Source organism: Paenibacillus sp. 8b26, assembly GCF_050626875.1.
In the GTDB taxonomy this organism is placed as follows: Bacteria; Bacillota; Bacilli; order Paenibacillales; family Paenibacillaceae; genus Paenibacillus.
This window is the reverse complement of the sequence record NZ_CP192445.1, coordinates 5,362,849-5,385,358: the sequence shown is the minus strand read 5'-3', so window position 1 is coordinate 5,385,358 and position 22,510 is coordinate 5,362,849. Positions and strand designations below refer to the sequence as shown.

Sequence of the window (22,510 nt, the reverse complement as noted above, 5' to 3'; positions counted from 1 at the left end):
TTCTCTTTATTGCTCCACACATGGTTAAAATAAATCATAATCGCTTCATCCAACAAATGATTGTTTACACTCGTCCAAAAATCTGGATAGCCATCTCTCTGGACAGCTTTTGGTGCAGGATATACGGAAATGCTAATTCTTCTTCTAAAATGGGGATATGTAATGCCTGTGCTACAGCTACTTTATCTTCATTGGGGATAATAGTACCTATATCGTGCAGCCACCCCGCTCGTTCAGCTATGACCGGATCAGCATGAAATTGTAGAGCCAGTGCTTTGGCTTCATGGGCTACCTTCGCACAATGCACCCACGTAGCTTCAGCGTTATGTTTGTTAAAGAGCTTCTCTACGTCCAAAAAAAGATCCCCGGAAAATTCAAGTCCTGCAATGTAATGATGTAACACGGGATTCATGGATTATTCCCCCTCTTCGCTTATTCCGATGATTTCACTATAAAATGTACATAACGCTCCACTGCGCAGGCAGATGGTCTTCCCATCGCTGTTGCTCCTTGTGGAGCACTATTCAGCCTACTCCGTTTTTCATGTATATCTTCGTTCAGCTCATATCATGAAAAAAAATCCAAAAGCCCCTTGCTTGAAAGCAAGGAGCCCGCTCCTTCGATTCCATCAGATGACTGCGGTTGCTTAAACAACATGTGTTGCACTGATATGTTATAGCGGCGGCCCGCCTGCTGCAATCATCAAAAAGTACAAAATGTTGGATAGACAACACAATCGTTATATTGTCATTTCAAGTGGATAGATGGTCTTGCCCATGATACAGAAAGTGGCTAAAATCGGCGTAGCTCCCTTGAAATTGTTGCATGTCGTGGGCGGCAATCCCTACAAAATTTCCTGTAAATCCACCTGATAAAAAGCTGATATTTTGCTTTTCAAAAAGCGGAGTCCAGGCGGGTTCATTCCCGAGATGGTAATAAAGCTGTCCTTGGGTTGCATGGACTTCTACAGCCAAATGTACAGGAAAACCCTCCTGAAGCGTAATCACATGGGGAACTAACGTGAATGTATCTGCCTCACATCGCATCATGCGCAGCACTTTCCCTTGTCCCTCTTCATAACTGACATAGGCATACAAATAATTTTCATCATTTAGATACAGCAGGAGCCCCGCCATTTGCAAATAGCTTACGGGTTGATATTCTAGTGCCGTTTCCACCCGAAAATGATGATCAGTTTGCCGAATGGCGAGCACGTGATGCTGAAACAGGCTTTGAATGGATTCTCCAGCCAGAATACGAAGATAGCCCGGACGCTGGCTCAGTGAGCACCAACGGTCATCCGCCAGTATACGCAATGTGTTCCACGTTTTATCTAAAACGGGTCCCTCGAAAAAGTCTTCGAATACAAAACTGTGCTTCTGCCCTGCCGAGAAAGTGGTTCCGATCGGTGCAGGCACTTCTAATTGCGGCGTATGGCCCCCTGCCGTTAATCGCAACCAGCCTTCATCATTCCAGTACACGTGCTGCAAGGCCGTTTCTCGCCCTAAGATGGCATACTTCCCTTCCAATGGACGAGTACATAAATGAGCCATATACCAATCGCCATCTGGCGTCTGCACAAGACTGCCATGTCCTGCACATTGTAACGGGAAATCAAGTTGATCACGTGACGTAAGCATCGGATTATGTGGGTCCACTTCATACGGCCCGGATAGCTGCTTCGAGCGTGCTACAGTAACTGCATGTCCCGTACCCGTTCCACCTTCCGCAGTAATAAGGTAATAATATCCGTTTTGCTTGTAGATATGGGGGGCTTCTGTCTTTTTCAAAGGCGTGCAATCAAAAATTTTCACAGGCTCACCAATAAGTCGTTGCTGCCTGCTATCGTATTCCTGCATGACAATACCTGAAGATTTATTGCTGTCCAACATGCGGTAATCCCACAATGCATTCAATAGCCATTTACGTCCGTCCTCGTCATGAAATAGAGACGGATCGAATCCACTGCTGTTAAGATAAACCGGGTCCGACCACGGTCCATGGATCGCAGGCGCCGTCATCACAAAATTATGAACATCCTTGAACGGACGTCTGGTGCTTTTCACATCCGTATAGAGCAGATAAAAAAGGTTATCCGCATAGCTCAGCTGTGGCGCCCAAATGCTGCAATTTTTCGGATTCCCTTTTAAATCAACCTGATCCGTTAAAAGATCCGTACAATGCTCCCAATGGGCCAAATCTTTGGACTGATACACCCGTACTCCCGGCAACCACTCAAACGATGACACGACAATATAGTAAGTATCCTCGACTCGTACAATACACGGATCGGGATTAAACCCTTTTAATATGGGATTTTGGATCATCATGAGAAATTGCTCCTCCTTGCTTCCAAAAAGTATCTCCACCGAAAACCTGCTCCTTGCTCCACGCTTCTACTCCTGCTTCAAAACAACCCGCCCACGGAACACGCTCCCTACGCAACGAGGCAACATCGGATACACCATACTCCTGATAGCAAACCGTTTTCTCATTTGCAGAATCGTCCCAATTGTCCCAACCCCGTGGATCAATATGTTCGCCCATTTTGCAATCCACAAATACGGTCTTGGCATACTCACGCCACGGCCGCCCCAAAAATACCGGAGTAATATCAGGCTCTGCGGTTAAGTAACATTGGTTGAACACATAACCATACGCTTGTCCCTGGGGAGTAGAGGCGGCTGTGACATAGCTCGTTTGGTTCTCATGATGGCGCAAACTGCGAATTTCGCAATGTTCAAAATAAGCTGTCGCCCCGCCAAAAATAAAATCGACCGTGCCCTCGATATAGCAATGCTGATAGAGCTGGCGATAGTGCGCATGATGCTCTTTCAAAAGGATGCCGCCAAACTTCAGCCGTTCTTTCGGTGCCGGGGGCAGGGGGCCTGTAAATAACGTATCCTGATGCCCGCGAAAGGTACAGTTTCTAAAAACCGTTTCATCACAATGAGCATAAACCGCAACAGCCTGCCCAATGGCTTCTCCCTGTCCAGCCGTGTTGGAAATGATGAGATTTTCCAGGATCAAATGATTGCCGCCTAAAAATAAAGTAGGAGTCGCAAAGGTTCCTATTTCCTCGCCTGCCTCATCCAGCTCCCTGGCATACCGATGCATTCGAATGTCTACCTGTCCGATGCCTATGATATGAAGATACGAACGGTAGATCCGCACCTCTTCCTCGTAGGTACCCGATAAAATATACAGCGTTTCCATTTCATTGGAAGGCGACTGCTCCAATACAGCAATCGCCTCCTGAATCGTATGAAAATCACAAAAGGATTCTTTCCCTACCAGCATGGTTGCCCCAATCCTTTCATTGGAATTACAGATGTTCTGCTAAAAATGACTGCCACGCCGTTCGCATTTCCAAGGTCTCCATATGCCCGCCACCTGCGATCACAGGCTGCCAATGCTCAGGGTGACCTGCTTCCTGGTAAGCTTCCAGCAGTCCTTGCGCCAGATGCTCGACTCCTTCAATAGGACACATTCGATCATTTTGACCTGTTATGCTCATTCGTGGACGAGGAACAATCCGCTTTTGAATATCCAGCGTAGTAAAATGCTTAAGCAAGCCGGGGACATAGGAATAGAAGCCATGGTGATCCAGTCCCCTTTTGGCGATCAGCGTATGGGCATCTACCTGTCCGCAAATATCAATCGTGACCTGTATCCGCTCATCTAGCGCTGCCAGCCACCACGCCATCAGGCCCCCCATCGACATGCCAATCGTTGCAATGCGAGAAGCATCAATGTCCTCACGCTCACACATATAATCCACCAGACGACGGTTATCGTACAGCATCATGCCCCACAGCACTTGGCCCTGCCAGAGCATTTCCTTTACCAGCTCGCTTTCGGTTTTACCCCCGCGTTCATTAAAGCCCCACATGTCAATACAACAAGCGCAATAGCCCATGTCTGTCAGGGTTTTAGCAAACGAGGGCTGCTGCAAGTAAGAGCTGCTATGGATAAATTCCTTGCGTCCATTGGTATAATTGCCTCCATGCGAATGGTTGAAAATGACCAATGGAAACGGACCGTTTCCTTGTAATGGTGTGGCTATATAAGCTGGCACAGGCTCGATTCCGTTGATGTCCAGCAGGAGAGATTCCAATTGGTATCCCTCTTGCTCCTCTTGCTTTAGCAGGGTGGCCGTAACGGGTCGATCTGCCGGAAGGTCACCCAATAATGCTTGCAGCTTATCCACGTTTTTCCTCCTTCCATGTCCCTCCTAAATCAGGATTTTTGCAAAATCCTCAATTAAAAATATTTTGTTCAGAAGGTTGTATCGTCACTTGTTCAATCAGCTTTTCAGGCTGGTTTGTATTCTTCGAATGACAACGGTTGACTTCAACGCCTTCCCCGTTTTCAATATAAAAAGCAGGACCTTCATGATTCTCAATGGTCACCTGTTGAAAACGGATATCTCTCACATTGCCTAAATAAAAACCACGGTTGTTCATATCCTCGATCCCTGTCATCATGGCAGGACGGCCGGGAATTGCATTTTTCGCCATGGAAATATCAATATTGGAAAATGTAATTTCAGCAATATATTGTTCTGCAAGTCCGTATAAGAACCCCGCTGCCGCATGAACCTGACGTGCCGTGATATCGGAAAAATGAATCCGTCTAAAGCACGGCGTTTCATCGGTAATTGGATAGGGATTTTTGTCCCAGACATATTTGTCTTTGCCCCGGGGTCCGCAGAAATAATAGAGGTTCAGAATAAATGGACAAATCACATCTTCCATCACAATATTGCTAACGCGAATATCCTCGACGATTCCGCCGCGTCCCCGTCTTGATTTCAGGCGGATGCCCCGATCCGTTTGCTTGAACACACAATTGCTGATCGTGACATTACGGATATCTCCACTCATCTCGCTGCCCAGTACAACACCGCCATGTCCATGCACCATCGTGCAGTTGGTAATCGTAATATTTTCGCAGGGAATCCGTTCCTGTGTATCCTCGGTTCCCGCTTTGATCGCAATACAATCATCGCCCACATCAATATTGCAGTTGCTAATACGAACATTGGAACAGGATTCGGGATTAATGCCATCCGTATTGGGGGAATCCGCCGGGTTAAGAATGGACACATTGTCAATCGTGACGTTGTAGCAAGCGATGGGATTTACAGTCCAACTTGGGGAATTTTTTAACATGACATCTTTAATGGTGACCCGCTGACAACGATCAAAGCTGATTAATTTCGGTCTGGGGTACTGCAACTGCTCCGGATGATTCCGATGCTTTTCCCACCACGGCTGACCATTTCCATCCAGAGTACCGCTGCCTGTAATTGAAATATTTTCGAGGTTCTGCCCGTAAATGCACGAAGCACGTACTTCTCGCTGAACGCCTTCCCATCTGGACTCCACCACAGGATAATCCTCCGAGTCGGAACTAAAGGAAAGTACTGCACCGGGGCTTACATGCAGTTCAATGTTACTTTTTAAAAAGATAGCCCCTGTCAGATACGTACCCGAGGGAACAAATACCGTTCCTCCCCCGGCATTGCTGGCCGCTTCAATCGCAGCCGCAATCGCCCCTGTTGCCAACGTCGTACCATCCTGAGGTGCTCCATAATCTACAATGTTATACACTTGCATCTCGTTCTCTCCTGTCTTCATTTTTTGTGAATACGAAAATGATTTATAGGCTGAACTTAAAAATACACTGGAAAACGGAGTAGGCGGAATGGTGCTGAACAAGCGTCAGCGATGGTAAGCACCATCCGCCTACGTAGTTGCACTTCATGTACACTGATGTTCAACCTATATCTATATCCTTATTTTTTCGATTTCTTGTACGCTTCCTCATACTCAGAGATGATCTGTGATCCACCAGAATTTTTCCAGTTCTCTACGGCTGCTTTGAATCCGGCTTCATCGGTCTCACCCATAATAAATTTGAACGTAGCATCGGTAATAATTTTTTCGAGTTCAGTTCCTTTTTCATTGGCAGTTACAGAATCCAGAGGAACGGTTGGGTCCAAAACGGCAAATTTGTTATTTTCCTTGATTAATTGATTGGCTAGTTCCTTTTCAGGGTTGGCATCTTTTAACGTGTAAGTTACTTCACTCGGTCTGGAGCTTGCAAACGGCTGTACATCTGCTTGCCACAAATCGGTGTTAATAATTCTGAAAGCTCCTTCATTATCAATGTCATAATGAGTTCCCTTGATACCACCTGTCATGTCCATAAATACTTCTTCATCAATCAAATCATTGACGAATTGAAGTAATCTCTTCAATTGAGCTTCCGTCTTCACCTCGGATTTAGGAAATGCCAGCAAACCGCCAACTCCGCTGCCCTCGGACCAAATGTGATATTTACCGTCTCCATTGGAGATTTTGTTTACAGGCACCAATTCAAGCCCCTTTTGCAAGCCTTGTGACAGATTCCTCAAGTTTGTGATATCCACCATTCCCGTATAAATTCCGGTTTTCCCTTGAGCAAATTGCTGCTGCTGATCGGTTTTAGCGGTTACGGCGAAATCCTTCGATACATACCCGTTCTTATATAATTTATTGGAATACTTTAACGTCTCCAAATATTGAGGTGTATCAAATTCCGGCGTAAACTTGCCTTTCTCATCTACTTTCCAGCCATTAGGTGTGCCAAAATAAGAGCTTAAAGTTTTAAAGCTGCTGTAGCGCAGATCAGATCTGTCGCCAAAGCCTGTCGTATCCTTTTTGCCATTACCGTCCGGATCATCTTCTGTAAACGCTCTCGCAACTTCGTATAGCTCATCCAAGGTCGTAGGTACTTTAAGTCCTAAACGATCCAGCCAATCTTTGCGAATAACCAAGCCTGCTCGTGCCAAATTTTTCTGGAATGGAACTCCATACAGAACTCCCTCGATGGAAGCTGCATTTCTAACTTCGGGAGGTATCTTTTTTAAATTGTCATAATCGTCCAAATAGCTCCCTACATCCCAGAATAGACCTGATTTCAATGAACTTCGAACTGAAGAATTTGTCATCATCGTAAGAGTCACGATATCCGCCAATTCACCAGACGCCAGCGCTGTAGTGATTCTCTCTTCTTTCGATGCATCAGGAACCCAGTTGAACGTAATCTTGGAATTCGTGTATTTTTCAATTTTGTCCTTAATCGTGTCTGTAGGTGGAGAGGCTGTATGCAATACATTTAACCAGGTTAATTCCAGCTTTGAATTCGGATCATAGGTTTGGCTGCCTTGATCCTCTGCCCCCTTGTCACCGCAAGCAGCTAAAAAAACACTCATGACCATAAGTATGGCAAGAAGGCCCGATACTCCCTTTTTCATCGTGATTCCTTTTTTCATTGTGTTTGCTCCTTTTCTGATCGTATATTCATGCCATATCTTCCTCTTTCACCAGAACCTCTCGCTCTATTTTGCTAAACACCTGATGCGTCATCCACATCACGAGATAACCGATGATACTGGCTCCGGCAAAAGTCAGAATTCCAGGGTACAAGCCTAGAATCAATGTAAAAAGCGCGACAATCGCAACAAAAAGAACAAGTGTATATTGCAAATACGAAAACCCAATTACCACGGACATTCTGATTTTCAGCTTGATCCCTTTCCAATCATAATGAGCCAGTAACGGGAAAATGTACGCCAACGAGATGAGATACAAAAAGGCTCCAATAAGCGTCACTACGCGAACATACCAGGACGAGACATTGACGATATCCACGTAGAGTACGTAGCCCACGAGGCTGTAAATTGCTCCAATGATCGCGGCTTCTTTAAAGCTTTCTCTAAAGTAACGTACAAACGTGGAGAAAATGGCGACCTCCTCATTACCTCGAATCCATTGCCTTAAAATGCTGAGCATAGCGACAGTTGCAGGTCCCACTCCTATAAATCCCAAGCCCAGGATCGTCGCAACCGTCCACAGCAAATTAAGGTAAACCAGCCGGAGCAGGCGTATGCACCATTTGTTCATGTTTTCTACAAACCGTACCATTCCGCATCCTTCCCGTCGTCATTAGTAAACGCCGTCTTCACCAAATTTCTTGGCCAGTCGATTGGAGCCCATGATCAGAATTAATCCCACCACGCCTTTAAAAAGTCCTACCGTCGTACTAAAACTCAATTGTCCATTCTTTAAGCCCGCTGTATAAATGTAGGTATCAAAGATTTCCGCAACCTCGCGGTTTAGTGAGTTCAATAGCAGATACATATGCTCAAAGCCCAAATCCAGCGTGCTACCAATTTTCAAAATTAACAACGTAATAATGACTGGGCGAATTGCAGGCAAGGTAACATGCCATGTTTTTCGGAGACGTCCGGCACCGTCCATTTCTGCTGCCTCATACAGTTGCGTATCCACGACCGTAATCGCCGACAGATAAATGATGGTAGACCATCCAAGTTCCTTCCAGATCACTTGCCCCATATAAACGGTACGCAACCATTCCGGGGAAGTTAAGAAGCTGATCTTCTCACCGCCTAGCGCAGCAATCATTTCATTCAGTACCCCGCCGTCTACGGTTAAAAATACATAAGAAATCGAAACAATGATGACCCATGACATAAAGTGCGGGATGTAGATAATCGTTTGGATGATATTTTTAAACACACGCTTCCTGACCTCATTCAGCATCAATGCCAAAATGATCGGTAATGGAAAGAAAATCACAATGTTGAGCGCAAACAAAACCAGGGTGTTACGTAATAGCATGAAAAATGTGGGCTCGGTAAATAAACGAATGAAATGCTTCATTCCTACCCACGGGCTGCCCGTGATTCCCAGAAAGGCTTGATAATCCTGAAACGCAATGACCAAGCCGCCCATAGGGAAATACTTAAAAATAATGAAGTACACCAGCCCGGGTAAAACCATCAGATACAGCAACTTATGTTTTTGCATACGTAAAAGATTTTCCGTCGTTCTGTTGTTCTTTTTCTTTTTCATATTCGGTTTCATGTTCGGTGCGGGGACACTTGAAACTTTCATTAGCTCGACCTCCTTCAAACGTTCCTGTATACGTTTTCAAGAGTACGTGATTTTTTGCGTTACGCATATAATCATCAAATGATAGCGTTTACAAAACCTTATATACCGCCTATTTCCCGGCTTTTCACCTTACCTAATGATTACTACACAACCTAATGATTACCCTCTTTTTTCCATGCTTAGGAGAACACCTCAAGATTTGATTATATACGGAATTCCGCCCTCTTGATACAGTCTACATGTAAACGATTACGAGGAGGTCAAACACTTGGCGCAAAAATCGCTAAAAAAAGAATCGCTGGGCAGTCGTATTTTTACCATCGTAAACAGTACATTATTAATTCTCATTGCCCTCACTTGTCTCTTGCCTTTCCTGAATATCATCGCCAGCTCTTTTGCCTCAACCCAAGAAGTGGTAGCTAAAAAATTCATTTTGTTCCCTGTCACTTTTTCCCTGGATGCATATCGGTATATCCTGTCGACCCCAACGATATTCAGAGGACTAGGGGTTTCGGTCGGAGTGACTGTCGTCGGTACCGTGGTGAGTATGATCTTTACTGCTTTTATGGCGTACGGATTATCCCGCAGATATCTGCTTGGCCGAAATACGATTAACTTCATCGTCGTGTTTTCCATGTTGTTTAGCGGGGGGATGATTCCAACTTTCCTGGTTGTAAAAAGCATGGGGCTTATCAATTCGTATTGGTCTTTGATCCTTCCCGTGGCCATTAATGCATTTAACCTGATTATTATGCGTAACTTTTTTCAGGCGCTACCGGATGATCTGGAGGAATCGGCCAAGATGGATGGGTGCAACGATTTTGGCATTTTCTTTAAAATTATGCTTCCGTTAGCGATGCCTTCAATTGCAACCATTTCACTTTTCTACGCGGTAGCCTACTGGAATACGTATATGCATGCCATTCTCTATATTAATGACTCCGCCAAATGGCCTATTCAGGTCTTGCTTCGCCAAATTGTAATCGTTTCCAGTGGTATGCAGGCAGAAGGAACCTCTGTGGATGTCATCCCACCTGCGCAGACGATTAAGATGGCGGTCATTGTGGTTGCAACCGTTCCTATGCTAATCGTGTATCCATTTGTGCAAAAACACTTTGTCAAAGGAGCATTATTAGGGGCGGTAAAAGGATAAACTGCCCCTTGATTGCTAGTGAAGTTCATTTTAATTCGCTTGCTTCATCTTACGGTATGCTCCGGGCGTGACCTGCTCCTTCTTCCGAAACGAGCGGATAAAGTTCTGCGGATTATGATATTGCAATCGCTCGGCGATTTCTTTAATCGTCATATCCGTCTCAATGAGCCACTTTTTGCCCATTTGCAGCCGGTAGCCCATTAGATATTCGCTGAACGTCGTACCGTATTCTTTTTTGAAAATACTGCTTAAATAATTGGGATTGTAATGAAGACGGTCCCCAATAAGCTCCAGTGACAATTCCTGGTCATATTCAGCCCGGATAATGGCGGCAATTTTCTCGGAGAGACAGCGGAATTGCTGGTTCGTCTTCTCCTTCATACTTTTTACCATAGGGGAAATGACTTGCTCCACCAGCATACGCTCGATCTCTTCCGGATTACGAATGTCCAGCAGACGATGGTACAACGCATGGTTGTTCTGCGTCAGCAACACTTCGATCCCTAACAGTTGCTCCAATTGAATGAGGTTATTCACAAACCGCACCAACAGCACCTCAAAGTTCATGGAATGATTGTTCTTTGTCATTATTTCAGTCAATAAGGAATGTACGGTAAGTCGTACTTGCTCTTCATCTCCTATTCGAATGGCGTCAAACAGCTGCGATTCCATTTCCGTCGGATAATGAAGCAGCACCGGGCCTGAAATGACTGTGGAGATGTCTTCATAAAATATAATGGATTCTTTGCCTAAATTTAAACGGTGGTGCAAGGCTTGCTTACTCATCTCACAGGCTTCCTTGCTTTCTAACAAATTGTCATACGATTTACTAATGCCGATACTGATGGATACATTCAAATACTCTTTTACAGTTCGAATCAAAAGGGTGGCATCATCCAGCACTTGCTTGTTTATTTCCTGTTCATTCTTTCCTGTAAACACTAAAATGGTCGCCTGGATGTCATCGTTCAAAATGATGGGAAGCATTCGCTGCTGCTCTGGAATGGTTTCTTCTACGATTTTGTTAATAGCCAGCAGTAAAACGTCCTTATCCGAGGGCTCCCGATCTCCCAGATTATCCAGTTGAATCAACAGGGTAATATACATTTGGTTCTCCAGTTGCGGATAGCCCAAACGTGGCATTTTTCGTGCCAATTCCTCTGTTGAAATACGCCTGCGAAACAGGTTAAGGATCAATTGGGTTTCAAGCTGTGGCATTTCGGACTGAATGAGGCTTTCCAGGCTTTCCTTTTCCGTTACAATGCTGTCAATGGAATCAATAATCCAATCAATTTCATTTTTGGAAGGCTCATTTTTGAACGAAAAATTAGGATTTTTAGGCAGGCTGCGTTTAATTTGCTGGAATGGCTTTGTAAAATAGACGGCTATGATATACGCCACCACCACAATCAAGAGTGTGAGTACAAGTACCATCGTGATGATCCCGAATTTGGTCGTTTGGAATGCATTCGAAATCTCCTTTTTATCTAATATCGTTAGATACGTCCAGTTGTTATAAGCAGACTTGGCATAAATGACCTGCTGAGCAGGCTGATGCTTCGTTTTTTCCAGTGTCAACATGCCGGAATTGTCGGGTGTAGCCGTAGCCTCTGAAATGTGCTGAAGCTGCCGGGTGGTCAATAATTGGTCGACAGGCTCTGTTTCGTACATTAAATCGCCATTTTTATTCAGAATAAAAATGGCCATGTGATCCTCTGCTTGAATTGTACGTTTTAACGTTTGCAACGAAATATCCGACAGCGCAATGGCTTGCTTCTTTTTGGAGAATACAGGCAAAGTATTTACAAAGCGGATTCCCTTGTCTGTTTTTATCCAGAATAGCCCCTTATCCTGATGGTCGATATAGGTTTTAAATAGATTCTCCCGTTCTGTTTTCGTCAAATAGGACAAGCTTCCATTGGATATTTTCCAATTCTGATCCAGGCTAATCAGTGAGTATTCCGTTCCTTCTAATCCCATCGTAGCAATATAATTGAGTTGCGAATTCACATTCCGATACGCTACAAAATCTTTTTCTGTAATGGGATGTTTTACGACTTCGTCAAATGAACTGGTCGTACTATACGTATTAAAAGCATATTCAATCGTTTGGATTTTTTGCTCCAGACTGTTTTTGATCTGCGTCATGTAGCTTTGTTTGCTGTTGGAAACTCTTTCCACAACTGAGCTAATTGTTGTAAAATAGATGTAGCTGCCGAAGCTGGCCACCAACCCTATTCCCAAAACCAGAATCGTAATAAAAATGGTGTAGAACATCCTGCCTTTTTTCATTGCGCTCCCCCTTTGGTTCTTTGCATCACACCAAAATTATAGCGCTTTCATAACAAGGTTTAAATCTTTTTTTCACGTGTGCATTTATTTAAAATACAAACCCGGGACTTCAGCCCACTTTTCAAGCAGAAATGTTAAATACCAATACGTCCGTCCCATCCCGTTTTATGTACATCTGGATTAGCTTGCAGAATTCAAAAAAGGAATTTGGAGGTCACTTATGTTACACGTTATTAGTTATAAAGAACAGATTGTAAAAGAAGAATTTCCAGTAGACACTTCCTTTCTCTCCCTCTATCCAGCAGCGGCCCACGAAGCTCGCCCTTTTATATTGGTACTGCCTGGCGGTGGCTACGAGCACCTGGCACAACATGAAGGAGAACCAATCGCCCGGTGGTTGAATGATCTAGGCATTCATGCAGGGGTGCTACATTATCAAGTTGGGGATTTTGAGGTCGATTCCTTGTTGGAGGATGTAGAATTCGCCTTAAAGTGGATTCGTCAAACACCCAAAGACTGGCAAGTAATTCCGGAGCAAGTCGGTCTGATTGGATTTTCAGCAGGCGGGCACTTGGCCTCCATCGTCGCCACCAAAGGAGCAGAAAAACCCGATCTTCTGCTATTGGGATACCCCGTGATTACGTTTCATGATGCTTATACACATATCGGAAGCCGCACTCATTTTTTAGGTGAACAGCCGACACAGGACCAGCTTCACGCCTTTTCATCCGATCGACAAGTTACTTCACAGACCCCTCCAACTTTTATTTGGACAACGGCCAATGACGCCACTGTTCCGGTCGAAAACAGCTTGTTGCTGGCTTCTGCATTATCCAGAGAAGGCATTTCATTTGAGCTGCATGTATTTGAGGAAGGGCGACACGGCTTGGGACTGGCTGAGGATAATCGCGAGTGCCAGCAATGGCTCGCTCTTGCGGAAAAGTGGCTCCAAAAGCATAGCTATGTTACGGAAGGACAGCGGATAACATCCAGGCTGTTTATCGCTGGCGACTCCACCGCAGCCCAAAAAGGAGCTACCGAAAAACCGATGACAGGCTGGGGCGAACACTTGCAGAGTTATTTTGACTCGTCTGTTCAAGTGGACAATCGTGCGGTTAATGGACGAAGCACCAAATCTTTTATAGGGGAAGGTCGATTGGCTCATATTGAAAAGGATTTTCGAGCCGGCGATTATCTGTTTATTCAATTTGGACACAACGATGAGAAGAAGGAAGATCCCACCCGCTATACCGATCCTGACGGGGACTATCGCCAAAACCTAATTCAATGTATCGAGTCTGCTCGGGAGCGTGGTGGAATTCCAGTGCTGTTGACCTCTGTAAGCCGCCGCCGCTTTACTACAGATGGAGAACCTGATCCGCTTGCTGTGGGAGCCTATCCCGCAGCCATGAGACGAGTAGCAGAGGAAACCCGGGCACCGCTGCTCGATATTTTTGAAGCTTCTCAGCAGCTTTATCGGGCCATGGGAGAAGAAGGGTCCAAGCTGCTATTTATGCATTTGCCTGAAAAAGCACATCCGAATTACCCCGCTGGCGTAACAGATAATACTCATTTTTCTGATGAAGGAGCGCGTCAGATCGCCAAGTTGGTCGCTGAGGCAATTAGCAAATGTACGGAACTGTCTGCATTAAAACAACGTATGGTAGTAAGGAATCTAGACAGCGGTGAGAGACTTGCACACCAACTTATCAACTGATATCAAGAACTAAAAAGATACAAACACGAAAAACGGACTTGGGGCTAATCACTCTGACGTCCGTTTTTTATTCCGTGTGGGTCAAAGACTATACAGCTATGGAGATAGTTCAAAAGTATGGTAATTTAAAAAGTAAATGCTTAAATTATTATATTTAAATTCTTTTGTATTTTATAGGACTTTAGAATCGTTTTATTGTATTATTTTGACAACATTTGTCGAATGAAGTGAAATCAATAATTTTACATGGTATATTTTAGGAGATCACATCATACATCAGGAGGGATTTTTTATGAATACTAAGAAAATATTATTATCAACGGTCATGTCTTTGGGGCTCATTGGTAGTATCATCGTCCCTAGTGCGTCCGCAGCAGTAGGTCCTTCACCGATAATTACGCCTACTGTAGAAGTTAACGGAGTATACTACAGAACTGCTACGTTACCGCGAAATTATTCCTATGCGCTGTCAAATTACCCGGGGGATACTTATAAAGTGGCAAGTGGAAATGTGACAGTCTCCGCTTCTGGCGTGGTAACAACCACCACTGCAACAACTGCAAGAGTTGAGATTTACGGCGGTAACGGTAAATTGAGAATGGTATATACTGTTAAGGTGCTCTAAGATTGGAGTAAGGGTTCCTGGGAATGTGGAGTCAACGATCATTATCAAAATGGTGATTTGGTAGCGAGTTTTTTAGGCACTTTGTTAAGCGATTTCGAGAATATCAAAAGAAGCACTGTCCGTTTATTAGGGCAGTGCTTCTTTATGGGGCGAAAAGAACTCATATTGCTTTTTTATCAGTGGAACCCTTTATTAGTTTTCATTGAACTCACAGACTCATGAGAAGTTTTATTTAAATACTCCTCAAATTGAGTGCCAAATACTCGAACGTCCTCTTTTCTAAACTTTCGTGAAATCAATAAAGATACCCCTAAGAGATTATTGAGAAATTCAATTTAACTTGATAAAAAGGCATTGATCTTCACAATCGCTACTTTTTATATGTAAAAGGTAAGAACATATTTATGATAAAAAACCCGGGAATGTCCCAGGGCTCCAACAATATTTATTATGTACGGACAGATATAATTTCTTCTAGCTTTACCCAACTGAAATCATCTTCTCCGCAAGAACTTCACTTCTCTGCGAGCACTATTTATAGATATAACCACACCTGTTAACTCCGCATTGTCGAATGGGCTAAATACTACCAGTGAGACAGCCGTACGTGAATTGTAGGAGTTGATCAGCGCCTGCTCTATAAGTTGCACTTCCTGATCATCCAGCTCCGGCTTACCTCGCCGTTGTAAAAATTATATTACGAACTTACATTCTAAACAAGATGAATCAATCTAGAAAAATATTCCTAGTTCTGATAGACTAATTTTGTGTTTTGAAAGTTAAATGGATAAGGAGTCATAAAAATGAAGAAATTTATATTAGTATTCTTCTCAGTAATCATTGTTTCTGTATTCCTCCAATTTCCAACATTTGCTGCGGAAATCAATGCCAAAGAGATCCTAAAGAAAAAATATCCTCGTGAAATTGTAACACTGAGCAAATCTGCAGATTTAAACGGAGATGGTAAAAAGGAATACTTCCTACTTACTGAAGCGGGTAATTTTTTTCTTGTTAATTCTAAAGGGGCTGTTGTATTAATTAACACAAATATAATAAGTGATGAATTTTTTGAACAGCCAACTATCCAGATTTATCAAGTATCTAAAAAAGAAAAGCACGTAGCAATAACGTTTGAATATGGACCATCAAACACACAGTTTTATGCTTATCAATATAGAAATGGTACATTATTTAATAAACTTTCCATTATGGGTGATCAGGGTGTACAAGTTGATATAAAGGGAACCGTTAAACAATATTGGAAAAAGTACAGACCTGAGGGTGGATGGGATTTAGCTATAGCGACGTATTCATGGAGGACTTCAAAGAATAAGTACCTCGGAGCAGATCTACTGTCTTAATTAATCATCTCCAATGAAATGCTCACGTTTAAAGTCATCTAAAGAAGTACACTGGGACTCACACCAGCATTCAGCCAGTGAAGTCCTCTTTTAGATCTAAGTGTAAACTCACTGTGGGTTGATGAGATACATACCGTTAAGCTGTCCGTTCTCAGCGGAAGCGACCTATGATAAACTTAGCTTATCATAATTTACCAAATAATAGATATTGGATATTTCATTAAAGGGCAGGATTGTTGAATGGAAAGGGTGATCACTTATGAGCGATTTTAAAATAATAGAGGGGCATTTCAACTCTTTTCAAAACTTCATAAATGCTATAAACGAAAAATCTAAAAAGCAATCTACTTTGCTGATTGGGATAGATGGTTGTGGTGGTTCTGGTAAAAGTACATTCGCTTACAAGTTAAAAGAAGAACTATCTAATTCAACTATTGTTCACAAGGATGATTTTTATCTCCCCTCCTCTAACATTATAAATACACACCCTTCAAAAAAGCCTATTGGTGCTGATTTTGATTGGAAACGTCTTTTAAATCAGGTACTGGAGCCAATAAGACAAGAAAGGGATGGGCGTTATCAACGGTATGATTGGGAGACGGATAAGTTAGCGGAATGGCATACTGTTCCTGCTGGCGGCATTGTTATAATCGAAGGAGTATATTCCATCCGAAAGGAACTGGAGGATAAATATGACTTCAAAATTTGGGTTGATTGTCCACGAGAAATTAGGCTTTCAAGAGGTCTTGAAAGAGACGGAGACTGTGCTCGTGGGATGTGGGAATATAATTGGATGATTTCAGAAGACATTTATGTAGAAGCTCATAAGCCATTTAAAAAAGCAGATCTCGTTATTAGTGGAACTTTATAAATTTCTTATTTAACTGCATTTTGGGCAACATGGATATCTGGTGAAATTCAATTAGTAGACCATGATCAATTACGTTGGGTCAGCAAAGAAACAATACTCCAATATGATTTCTTACCTGCGGATTTACCATTTGTCACACAACTTAGTAAAGGTGATAAACTACGAAAAAAATTCACGTTAGCAAATACGTTCGCAAATTATAATCAGCCCCTTTCAAATGCTACTTTCCTCCATTTTCTCAACCTTTATAAACAACAAAAAAACCCTTGCTAGGCAAGGGTTTTTGAGGAAATGGGCCCTGAGGGACTCGAACCCCCGACCAATCGGTTATGAGCCGACCGCTCTAACCAACTGAGCTAAGGGCCCTCAAAAAAATATGTATATTCACGCTACATTTACATAAAACAGCGGCGTTAATTAATATACAACATTTTCTTGTGTTTCGTCAATAGTTTTCCGAAAATTTTTCTTTTTTAATTTGTTTTTATGAATTTAAGGAATAAACCGGACGCCATAACGTCCCTTGCGCGAGCGGTACACCTCCACTGCGCGGGGATCGTTGTAGCCGTACATCCAGCCGTCGTGCTCCAGCCTTTTTGCCAGGCATCCTGCCTGAAATTTGGTCGTGTACAGTCTGCCGTAGTAAATCCAATACATCCAAACTCCCTCTTTTCACTTGATGGTAGGAGTTAGTGTAACCGGATCGAATTCGATTTACACAGCCTGAGTTATAACAATCTACAACGGTTAGCAACGAGTATGAGTCGCTTTAATAAACGGCGCCGTTGCACTCAATATGCTGAGCCTTATTTGCCAAAGGAGGACGGGTCCTGACGCCAGGAACGCAGCAGTTCCATCTCTTCTTCCTGAATCGTCCCTTCACGCAAGGCAACGTCCATCAGGGCCGTGTAGTTGGACAAGCTTTGCAGCTTCACCCCTGCTTCTGCAAAGGCTTGAGTCGCTTTATCCAGCTGGTAGCTGAAAATAGCGAGTACAGCTAACGGCTGGGCGCCTGCTTGCTCTACGGCCTGCGCTGCTTTGATGGAGCTGCCGCCAGTCGAGATGAGATCCTCGATAACAATAACTTTTTGTCCCTCACTAATCCGACCTTCGATTTGGTTCTCTTTGCCGTGTCCTTTGGCTTTGTCTCTTACATATGCCATCGGCAGATTAAGCTTTTGCGCCACCCAGGCAGCATGAGGAATCCCCGCTGTAGCTGTGCCTGCAATGACTTCGGTTTCAGGGTATTGCTCACGGATCACAGCAGCGAACGAATCAGCAATCAGCTCGCGCACCTCCGGGTAGGACATGGTCAGGCGATTGTCACAGTAGATAGGCGATTTAATGCCGGATGTCCATGTAAAAGGCTGCTGCGGACGCAGCGCTACCGCCTGAATACGTAACAGATGTGATGCAATTTGCTCGGGTATATTATTTAATGTAGTCATACTTGGTTCATCTCCTCAATAATGTGTTCCGCTGCGGCACGTGGGTCTGATGCAGCCGTAATGGGCCGTCCAACGACGATGTAGCTACTGCCTTGGGCGATGGCTTGTCCGGGTGTCACTACACGTGACTGGTCGCCTATAGCGCTGCCTGCCGGACGTATACCGGGGGTAATCGTTTTGAAGTCAGGTCCGCATACAGCACGGATCGCAGGCACTTCCAATGGGGATGCCACTACTCCGTCCAGTCCCGCCTCACGAGTCAGTTGTGCGTATCGAACGACCACATCCTGTACTGGACCGGGAATGCCTATCTCCTTATTCATGGTTGTCTGGTTCGTACTGGTCAACTGTGTAACTGCTATAATGAGTGGCATGGCAAGTGAACTGTCCGCCAAGATAGCGGCTTCGGCCCCAGCCTTGGCGGCTGTCATCATATTTCGCCCTCCGGCAGCATGTACGTTGAACATATCCACACCCAGACGGGTAATGCTCTCCGCGCCTCCCCGTACGGTGTTGGGAATATCATGCATTTTCAAATCCAGAAATACGGAGTATCCTCTAGCCTTTAGTTGCTCTACAAAAGCTGGCCCTGCGCTATAAAACAACTGCATGCCTACTTTTATATAACAGGGAATACCCTCCAGCTGTTGAATGAGCCGCTCCGCCTGCTGCGCATCCGGATAATCTAACGCGACCATCAACCGTCCTGCCATCTGCTGAAATGCTTCGTTCACCGTCCTGCATCCCCTTTTCACGTCAATTCGAGTAATTTTCCCGTGATAAAGGACATCCGTCAGCCGAAGCTGATGAATGTCCTTTCCTGTACTACTTATTTTTCATCCTCTATTCGTATCGCGTTAGTGGCTCAGAACCGGCATGGATTCGGATGTAAAGTTAATCGTCTCCAGCATTCTCAGCAAAGCGCGTACGGTATCCAACGAGGTCATGCAGACGATGCCGTTCTCAACCGCTTCACGGCGGATGCGGAATCCGTCACGCTCTGGCGTTTTCCCCTTGGTCAGCGTATTGAAGACGAAGTTGGCTTCACCCGTGCGGATCATATCCAAGATGTTCGGGGTTCCCTCGCTCAGCTTGTTGATCGTCTTCACTGGAATGTTAGCCTGCTCCAGCGCAGCCGCCGTTCCACCTGTTGCAATAATTTTGTAGCCCAGTCTGTAAAAGCCCTGCATCAACTCAACTGCTTCTTCTTTGTCCTTATCCGCCACCGTGATGATGATCGCTCCGGTAGATGGGATTTTCATACCAGCACCCACGAGTCCTTTGTACAGCGCTTTGGCGTACTGAATGTCGCGTCCCATCACTTCACCCGTCGATTTCATTTCCGGCCCCAGGGTCGGCTCTACACGGCGCAGCTTGGCAAAAGAGAATACCGGAACCTTGACCGAGACATAATTACTTTCAGGCCATAGCCCTTCTGCATAGCCCGCATCCTTGAGCTTGCCGCCCAAAATGGCCTGTGTGGCCAGATTCGCCATCGGGATATTCGTAACTTTGCTCAGGAAAGGAACCGTCCGCGAGGAACGCGGGTTGACCTCGATCACATACACCTCATCTTGATGAATGACGAACTGGATGTTAACCAGACCAATCGTTTTCAATTCCTTGGCGATGTTGATCGTGATTTCCACGATTTTTTGCTTCAGCTCGTCGGACAAGTGCTGCGGCGGGTACACCGCGATAGAGTCACCTGAGTGAACCCCAGCTCGTTCCACATGCTCCATAATGCCCGGCACCAGTACCGTATCGCCGTCACAGATGGCGTCAACCTCAACTTCTTTGCCCAGCATGTAACGGTCGATCAGCACCGGGTGTTCAGGGTTGATTTTAACGGCTTCTTCCATGTAGCGCAGCAATTCCGCATCGGAGTATACAATCTCCATCGCCCGTCCGCCGAGGACGTAGGATGGACGCACCAGCACCGGGTAGCCCAGTGCCTGCGCAGTTCCTACCGCTTCATCTACCGAGATGACCGTGTTGCCTTTAGGCTGTGCAATAGCCAGTCGTGACAGCAACCGCTCAAACTTTTTCCGATCTTCCGCTTCGTCGATACTTTCCAGACTCGTACCCAAAATGTTCACGCCTGCCGCACTAAGCGGAGCTGCGAGATTAATGGCCGTTTGACCGCCGAACTGGACGATAACGCCAATCGGTTTTTCCTGCTCGATGACATTCATAACATCCTCGAAGAAAAGCGGCTCAAAGTAGAGACGGTCGGATGTGTTAAAGTCCGTAGATACCGTTTCTGGGTTGTTATTGATAATTACTGCTTCGTAGCCTGCTTTTTGAATGGCCCATACCGCATGCACGGTGGAGTAATCAAATTCAATCCCTTGCCCGATCCGAATCGGCCCGGAGCCGAGTACGATGACTTTCTCTTTATTGGATGGAATCACTTCGTTCTCCACCTCATAAGAGGAGTAATAGTACGGCGTAGTTGCTTCAAACTCGGCTGCGCATGTATCTACCATTTTATAGACAGGACGCAGGTTGTGACTCAGACGGAACTCACGTACCTCGCGCTCGGTTGTCATGCTGCCACCCGGTTGGCCCAGACTGCGAACCTCGGCGATGGAGCGGTCCGTAAAGCCATTACGTTTGGCCTGATAGAGTGTTTCGTAGGTCAGTTCAGACTCTTCACCCATTTTAGCTTCGAACTTGACGATGCCCTCTACCTTGTCAAGGAACCACCAGTCAATTTTCGTTAAATCCTGAATTTCCTGCTGCTCCCAGCCACGACGGAATGCCTCAGCTACCAGGAACAAGCGCTCATCATCTGCTTTAATCAGGCGCTCCGTGAGTACCTCATCCGACAGTTGATCGGCCCCCTTAAGATGCAGACGATGTACACCGATTTCTAGCGACCGTACCGCTTTGTGGATGGACTCTTCGAACGTGCGTCCGATAGCCATCACTTCGCCAGTTGCTTTCATTTGCGTGCCCAGCTTACGGTTGGCAGAAATGAATTTATCGAACGGCCAGCGCGGTATTTTGCTCACGATGTAATCCAGAGTAGGCTCAAAGCAAGCATACGTTTGTCCCGTTACCGGGTTCACGATTTCATCCAGCGTGTAGCCCAGCGCGATTTTGGCAGCCATTTTGGCAATCGGATATCCAGTCGCCTTGGAAGCCAGCGCTGAGGAACGACTCACCCGCGGATTTACTTCAATGACATAGTATTGATAGCTGTATGGATCAAGTGCAAACTGCACATTACATCCGCCTTCAATGTTGAGAGCGCGGATAATTTTCAGGGAAGCGGAGCGCAGCATCTGGTACTCGCGATCTGACAGCGTCTGACTCGGCGCTACAACGATACTGTCGCCAGTATGTACGCCGACCGGATCGAAGTTTTCCATATTGCAGACAACGATACAGTTATCATTGCCGTCACGCATGACCTCATACTCGACTTCCTTCATGCCTGCGATGCTTTTTTCCACCAGACATTGTCCAATTGGACTGTAACGCAAGCCAGAGCTTACCGTCTCACGCAGTTCTTCTTCAGTCGTACAGATCCCGCCGCCTGTTCCACCCAGCGTATAAGCCGGACGGACGATAATCGGATAACCGATTTCGTTAGCAAAATCCAGTGATTCCTCCAACGTTGTGACAATGACGCTCTCAGGTACAGGCTGTTCCAGCTCACGCATCAAATCGCGGAACAAGTCACGGTCTTCTGCCTTTTCTATCGAAGTCAGTTGTGTTCCCAGCAGTTTGACGTTTTCACGCTCCAGCACTCCGGCACGAGCCAGCTCCACCGCCATATTCAATCCTGTTTGTCCTCCCAGTGTAGGAAGCAGACCATCCGGACGCTCTTGTCGGATAATTTGTGTTACAAAATCAAGTGTAATCGGCTCGATGTATACTTTGTCCGCCATGTTCGTGTCCGTCATGATGGTTGCCGGGTTACTGTTGATCAGCACTACCTCGACGCCTTCTTCTTTGAGCGCTTGACAAGCTTGTGTACCAGCGTAGTCGAATTCAGCAGCCTGACCAATCACGATAGGGCCGGAACCAATTACGAGTATTTTTTTAAGTTCTGTATTTTTCGGCATA

Annotated in this window: 18 protein-coding genes, 1 tRNA gene and 1 pseudogene; 5 read left to right on the top strand and 15 right to left on the bottom strand. The window is 45.1% G+C overall.

Annotation, left to right across the window (positions count from 1 at the left end; translation table 11 throughout):
- Window positions 1-64: 64 nt before the first annotated feature.
- The 8 genes from ACQ4MX_RS25010 to ACQ4MX_RS24975 all read right to left on the bottom strand — a co-directional run bounded on the left by ACQ4MX_RS25010 (window position 65) and on the right by ACQ4MX_RS24975 (window position 8,966).
- Window positions 65-412 (bottom strand): HDIG domain-containing metalloprotein, encoded by a 348-nt coding sequence (locus tag ACQ4MX_RS25010; RefSeq protein ID WP_431087875.1) that lies wholly within the window; start codon window positions 410-412, stop codon window positions 65-67.
- Between the two features lie 340 nt (window positions 413-752).
- Window positions 753-2,330 (bottom strand): glycoside hydrolase family 43 protein, encoded by a 1,578-nt coding sequence (locus tag ACQ4MX_RS25005; protein WP_431087873.1) that lies wholly within the window; start codon window positions 2,328-2,330, stop codon window positions 753-755.
- Window positions 2,296-3,300, bottom strand: coding sequence for a pectinesterase family protein (locus ACQ4MX_RS25000; protein ID WP_431087872.1), 1,005 nt, complete (start codon window positions 3,298-3,300; stop codon window positions 2,296-2,298). Before ACQ4MX_RS25000 ends, ACQ4MX_RS25005 begins: the two co-directional genes overlap by 35 nt.
- Before the next feature lie 25 nt (window positions 3,301-3,325).
- Entirely contained in the window at window positions 3,326-4,210 is an 885-nt protein-coding gene (locus ACQ4MX_RS24995; protein ID WP_431087870.1) for a dienelactone hydrolase family protein, read from the bottom strand.
- Window positions 4,211-4,259: 49 nt separating this feature from the next.
- Entirely contained in the window at window positions 4,260-5,621 is a 1,362-nt protein-coding gene (locus ACQ4MX_RS24990) for a glycoside hydrolase family 28 protein (protein WP_431087869.1), read from the bottom strand.
- Between the two features lie 179 nt (window positions 5,622-5,800).
- Complete coding sequence (locus ACQ4MX_RS24985) at window positions 5,801-7,321, bottom strand: extracellular solute-binding protein (protein WP_431087867.1); 1,521 nt, start codon at window positions 7,319-7,321, stop codon at window positions 5,801-5,803.
- A 28-nt stretch (window positions 7,322-7,349) separates the two neighbouring features.
- Complete coding sequence (locus ACQ4MX_RS24980; RefSeq protein WP_431087866.1) at window positions 7,350-7,973, bottom strand: YesL family protein; 624 nt, start codon at window positions 7,971-7,973, stop codon at window positions 7,350-7,352.
- A gap of 21 nt (window positions 7,974-7,994) precedes the next feature.
- On the bottom strand, window positions 7,995-8,966 hold the full coding sequence (locus tag ACQ4MX_RS24975; protein WP_134913510.1) for an ABC transporter permease: 972 nt from the start codon (window positions 8,964-8,966) through the stop codon (window positions 7,995-7,997).
- 268 nt (window positions 8,967-9,234) lie between these two features.
- Here ACQ4MX_RS24975 and ACQ4MX_RS24970 point away from each other — a divergent pair, with 268 nt between their 5' ends.
- The gene (locus tag ACQ4MX_RS24970) at window positions 9,235-10,119 is read left to right on the top strand and encodes a carbohydrate ABC transporter permease (protein WP_025684616.1); all 885 of its coding nucleotides are present in this window, start codon (window positions 9,235-9,237) and stop codon (window positions 10,117-10,119) included.
- Window positions 10,120-10,149: 30 nt separating this feature from the next.
- Here ACQ4MX_RS24970 and ACQ4MX_RS24965 read toward each other — a convergent pair whose 3' ends face one another.
- On the bottom strand, window positions 10,150-12,411 hold the full coding sequence (locus tag ACQ4MX_RS24965) for an AraC family transcriptional regulator (RefSeq protein ID WP_431087865.1): 2,262 nt from the start codon (window positions 12,409-12,411) through the stop codon (window positions 10,150-10,152).
- 220 nt (window positions 12,412-12,631) lie between these two features.
- Between ACQ4MX_RS24965 and ACQ4MX_RS24960 the strand changes: the two genes are divergently transcribed.
- On the top strand, window positions 12,632-14,128 hold the full coding sequence (locus tag ACQ4MX_RS24960) for a GDSL-type esterase/lipase family protein (protein WP_431087864.1): 1,497 nt from the start codon (window positions 12,632-12,634) through the stop codon (window positions 14,126-14,128).
- Window positions 14,129-14,420: 292 nt separating this feature from the next.
- The gene (locus tag ACQ4MX_RS24955) at window positions 14,421-14,753 is read left to right on the top strand and encodes a hypothetical protein (RefSeq protein WP_044648417.1); all 333 of its coding nucleotides are present in this window, start codon (window positions 14,421-14,423) and stop codon (window positions 14,751-14,753) included.
- Between the two features lie 448 nt (window positions 14,754-15,201).
- Here the strand turns inward: ACQ4MX_RS24955 and ACQ4MX_RS24950 are convergent.
- Window positions 15,202-15,436: pseudogene (locus ACQ4MX_RS24950) on the bottom strand (YolD-like family protein); the annotation flags it as partial.
- A gap of 120 nt (window positions 15,437-15,556) precedes the next feature.
- Here ACQ4MX_RS24950 and ACQ4MX_RS24945 point away from each other — a divergent pair.
- On the top strand, window positions 15,557-16,114 hold the full coding sequence (locus ACQ4MX_RS24945; RefSeq protein ID WP_431087863.1) for a hypothetical protein: 558 nt from the start codon (window positions 15,557-15,559) through the stop codon (window positions 16,112-16,114).
- A 259-nt stretch (window positions 16,115-16,373) separates the two neighbouring features.
- Window positions 16,374-16,985: a uridine kinase family protein gene (locus tag ACQ4MX_RS24940; RefSeq protein WP_431087861.1), complete on the top strand. Its 612-nt coding sequence runs from the start codon at window positions 16,374-16,376 to the stop codon at window positions 16,983-16,985.
- Between the two features lie 292 nt (window positions 16,986-17,277).
- On the opposite strand, the gene ACQ4MX_RS24935 is transcribed toward ACQ4MX_RS24940, so the two are convergent.
- From ACQ4MX_RS24935 to carB, 5 genes are all read right to left on the bottom strand, one after another.
- A tRNA-Ile gene (locus tag ACQ4MX_RS24935) sits at window positions 17,278-17,351 on the bottom strand.
- A gap of 126 nt (window positions 17,352-17,477) precedes the next feature.
- Entirely contained in the window at window positions 17,478-17,642 is a 165-nt protein-coding gene (locus ACQ4MX_RS24930) for a hypothetical protein (RefSeq protein ID WP_014282411.1), read from the bottom strand.
- Window positions 17,643-17,791: 149 nt separating this feature from the next.
- The gene (gene pyrE / locus ACQ4MX_RS24925) at window positions 17,792-18,433 is read right to left on the bottom strand and encodes an orotate phosphoribosyltransferase (RefSeq protein ID WP_431087859.1); all 642 of its coding nucleotides are present in this window, start codon (window positions 18,431-18,433) and stop codon (window positions 17,792-17,794) included.
- Entirely contained in the window at window positions 18,430-19,167 is a 738-nt protein-coding gene (gene pyrF, locus ACQ4MX_RS24920) for an orotidine-5'-phosphate decarboxylase (RefSeq protein WP_431087857.1), read from the bottom strand. Before pyrF ends, pyrE begins: the two co-directional genes overlap by 4 nt.
- A 123-nt stretch (window positions 19,168-19,290) precedes the next feature.
- A complete protein-coding gene (gene carB, locus ACQ4MX_RS24915) occupies window positions 19,291-22,509 on the bottom strand; it encodes a carbamoyl-phosphate synthase large subunit (protein WP_431087855.1) in 3,219 nt (1,072 codons plus the stop codon).
- Window position 22,510: the final 1 nt, after the last annotated feature.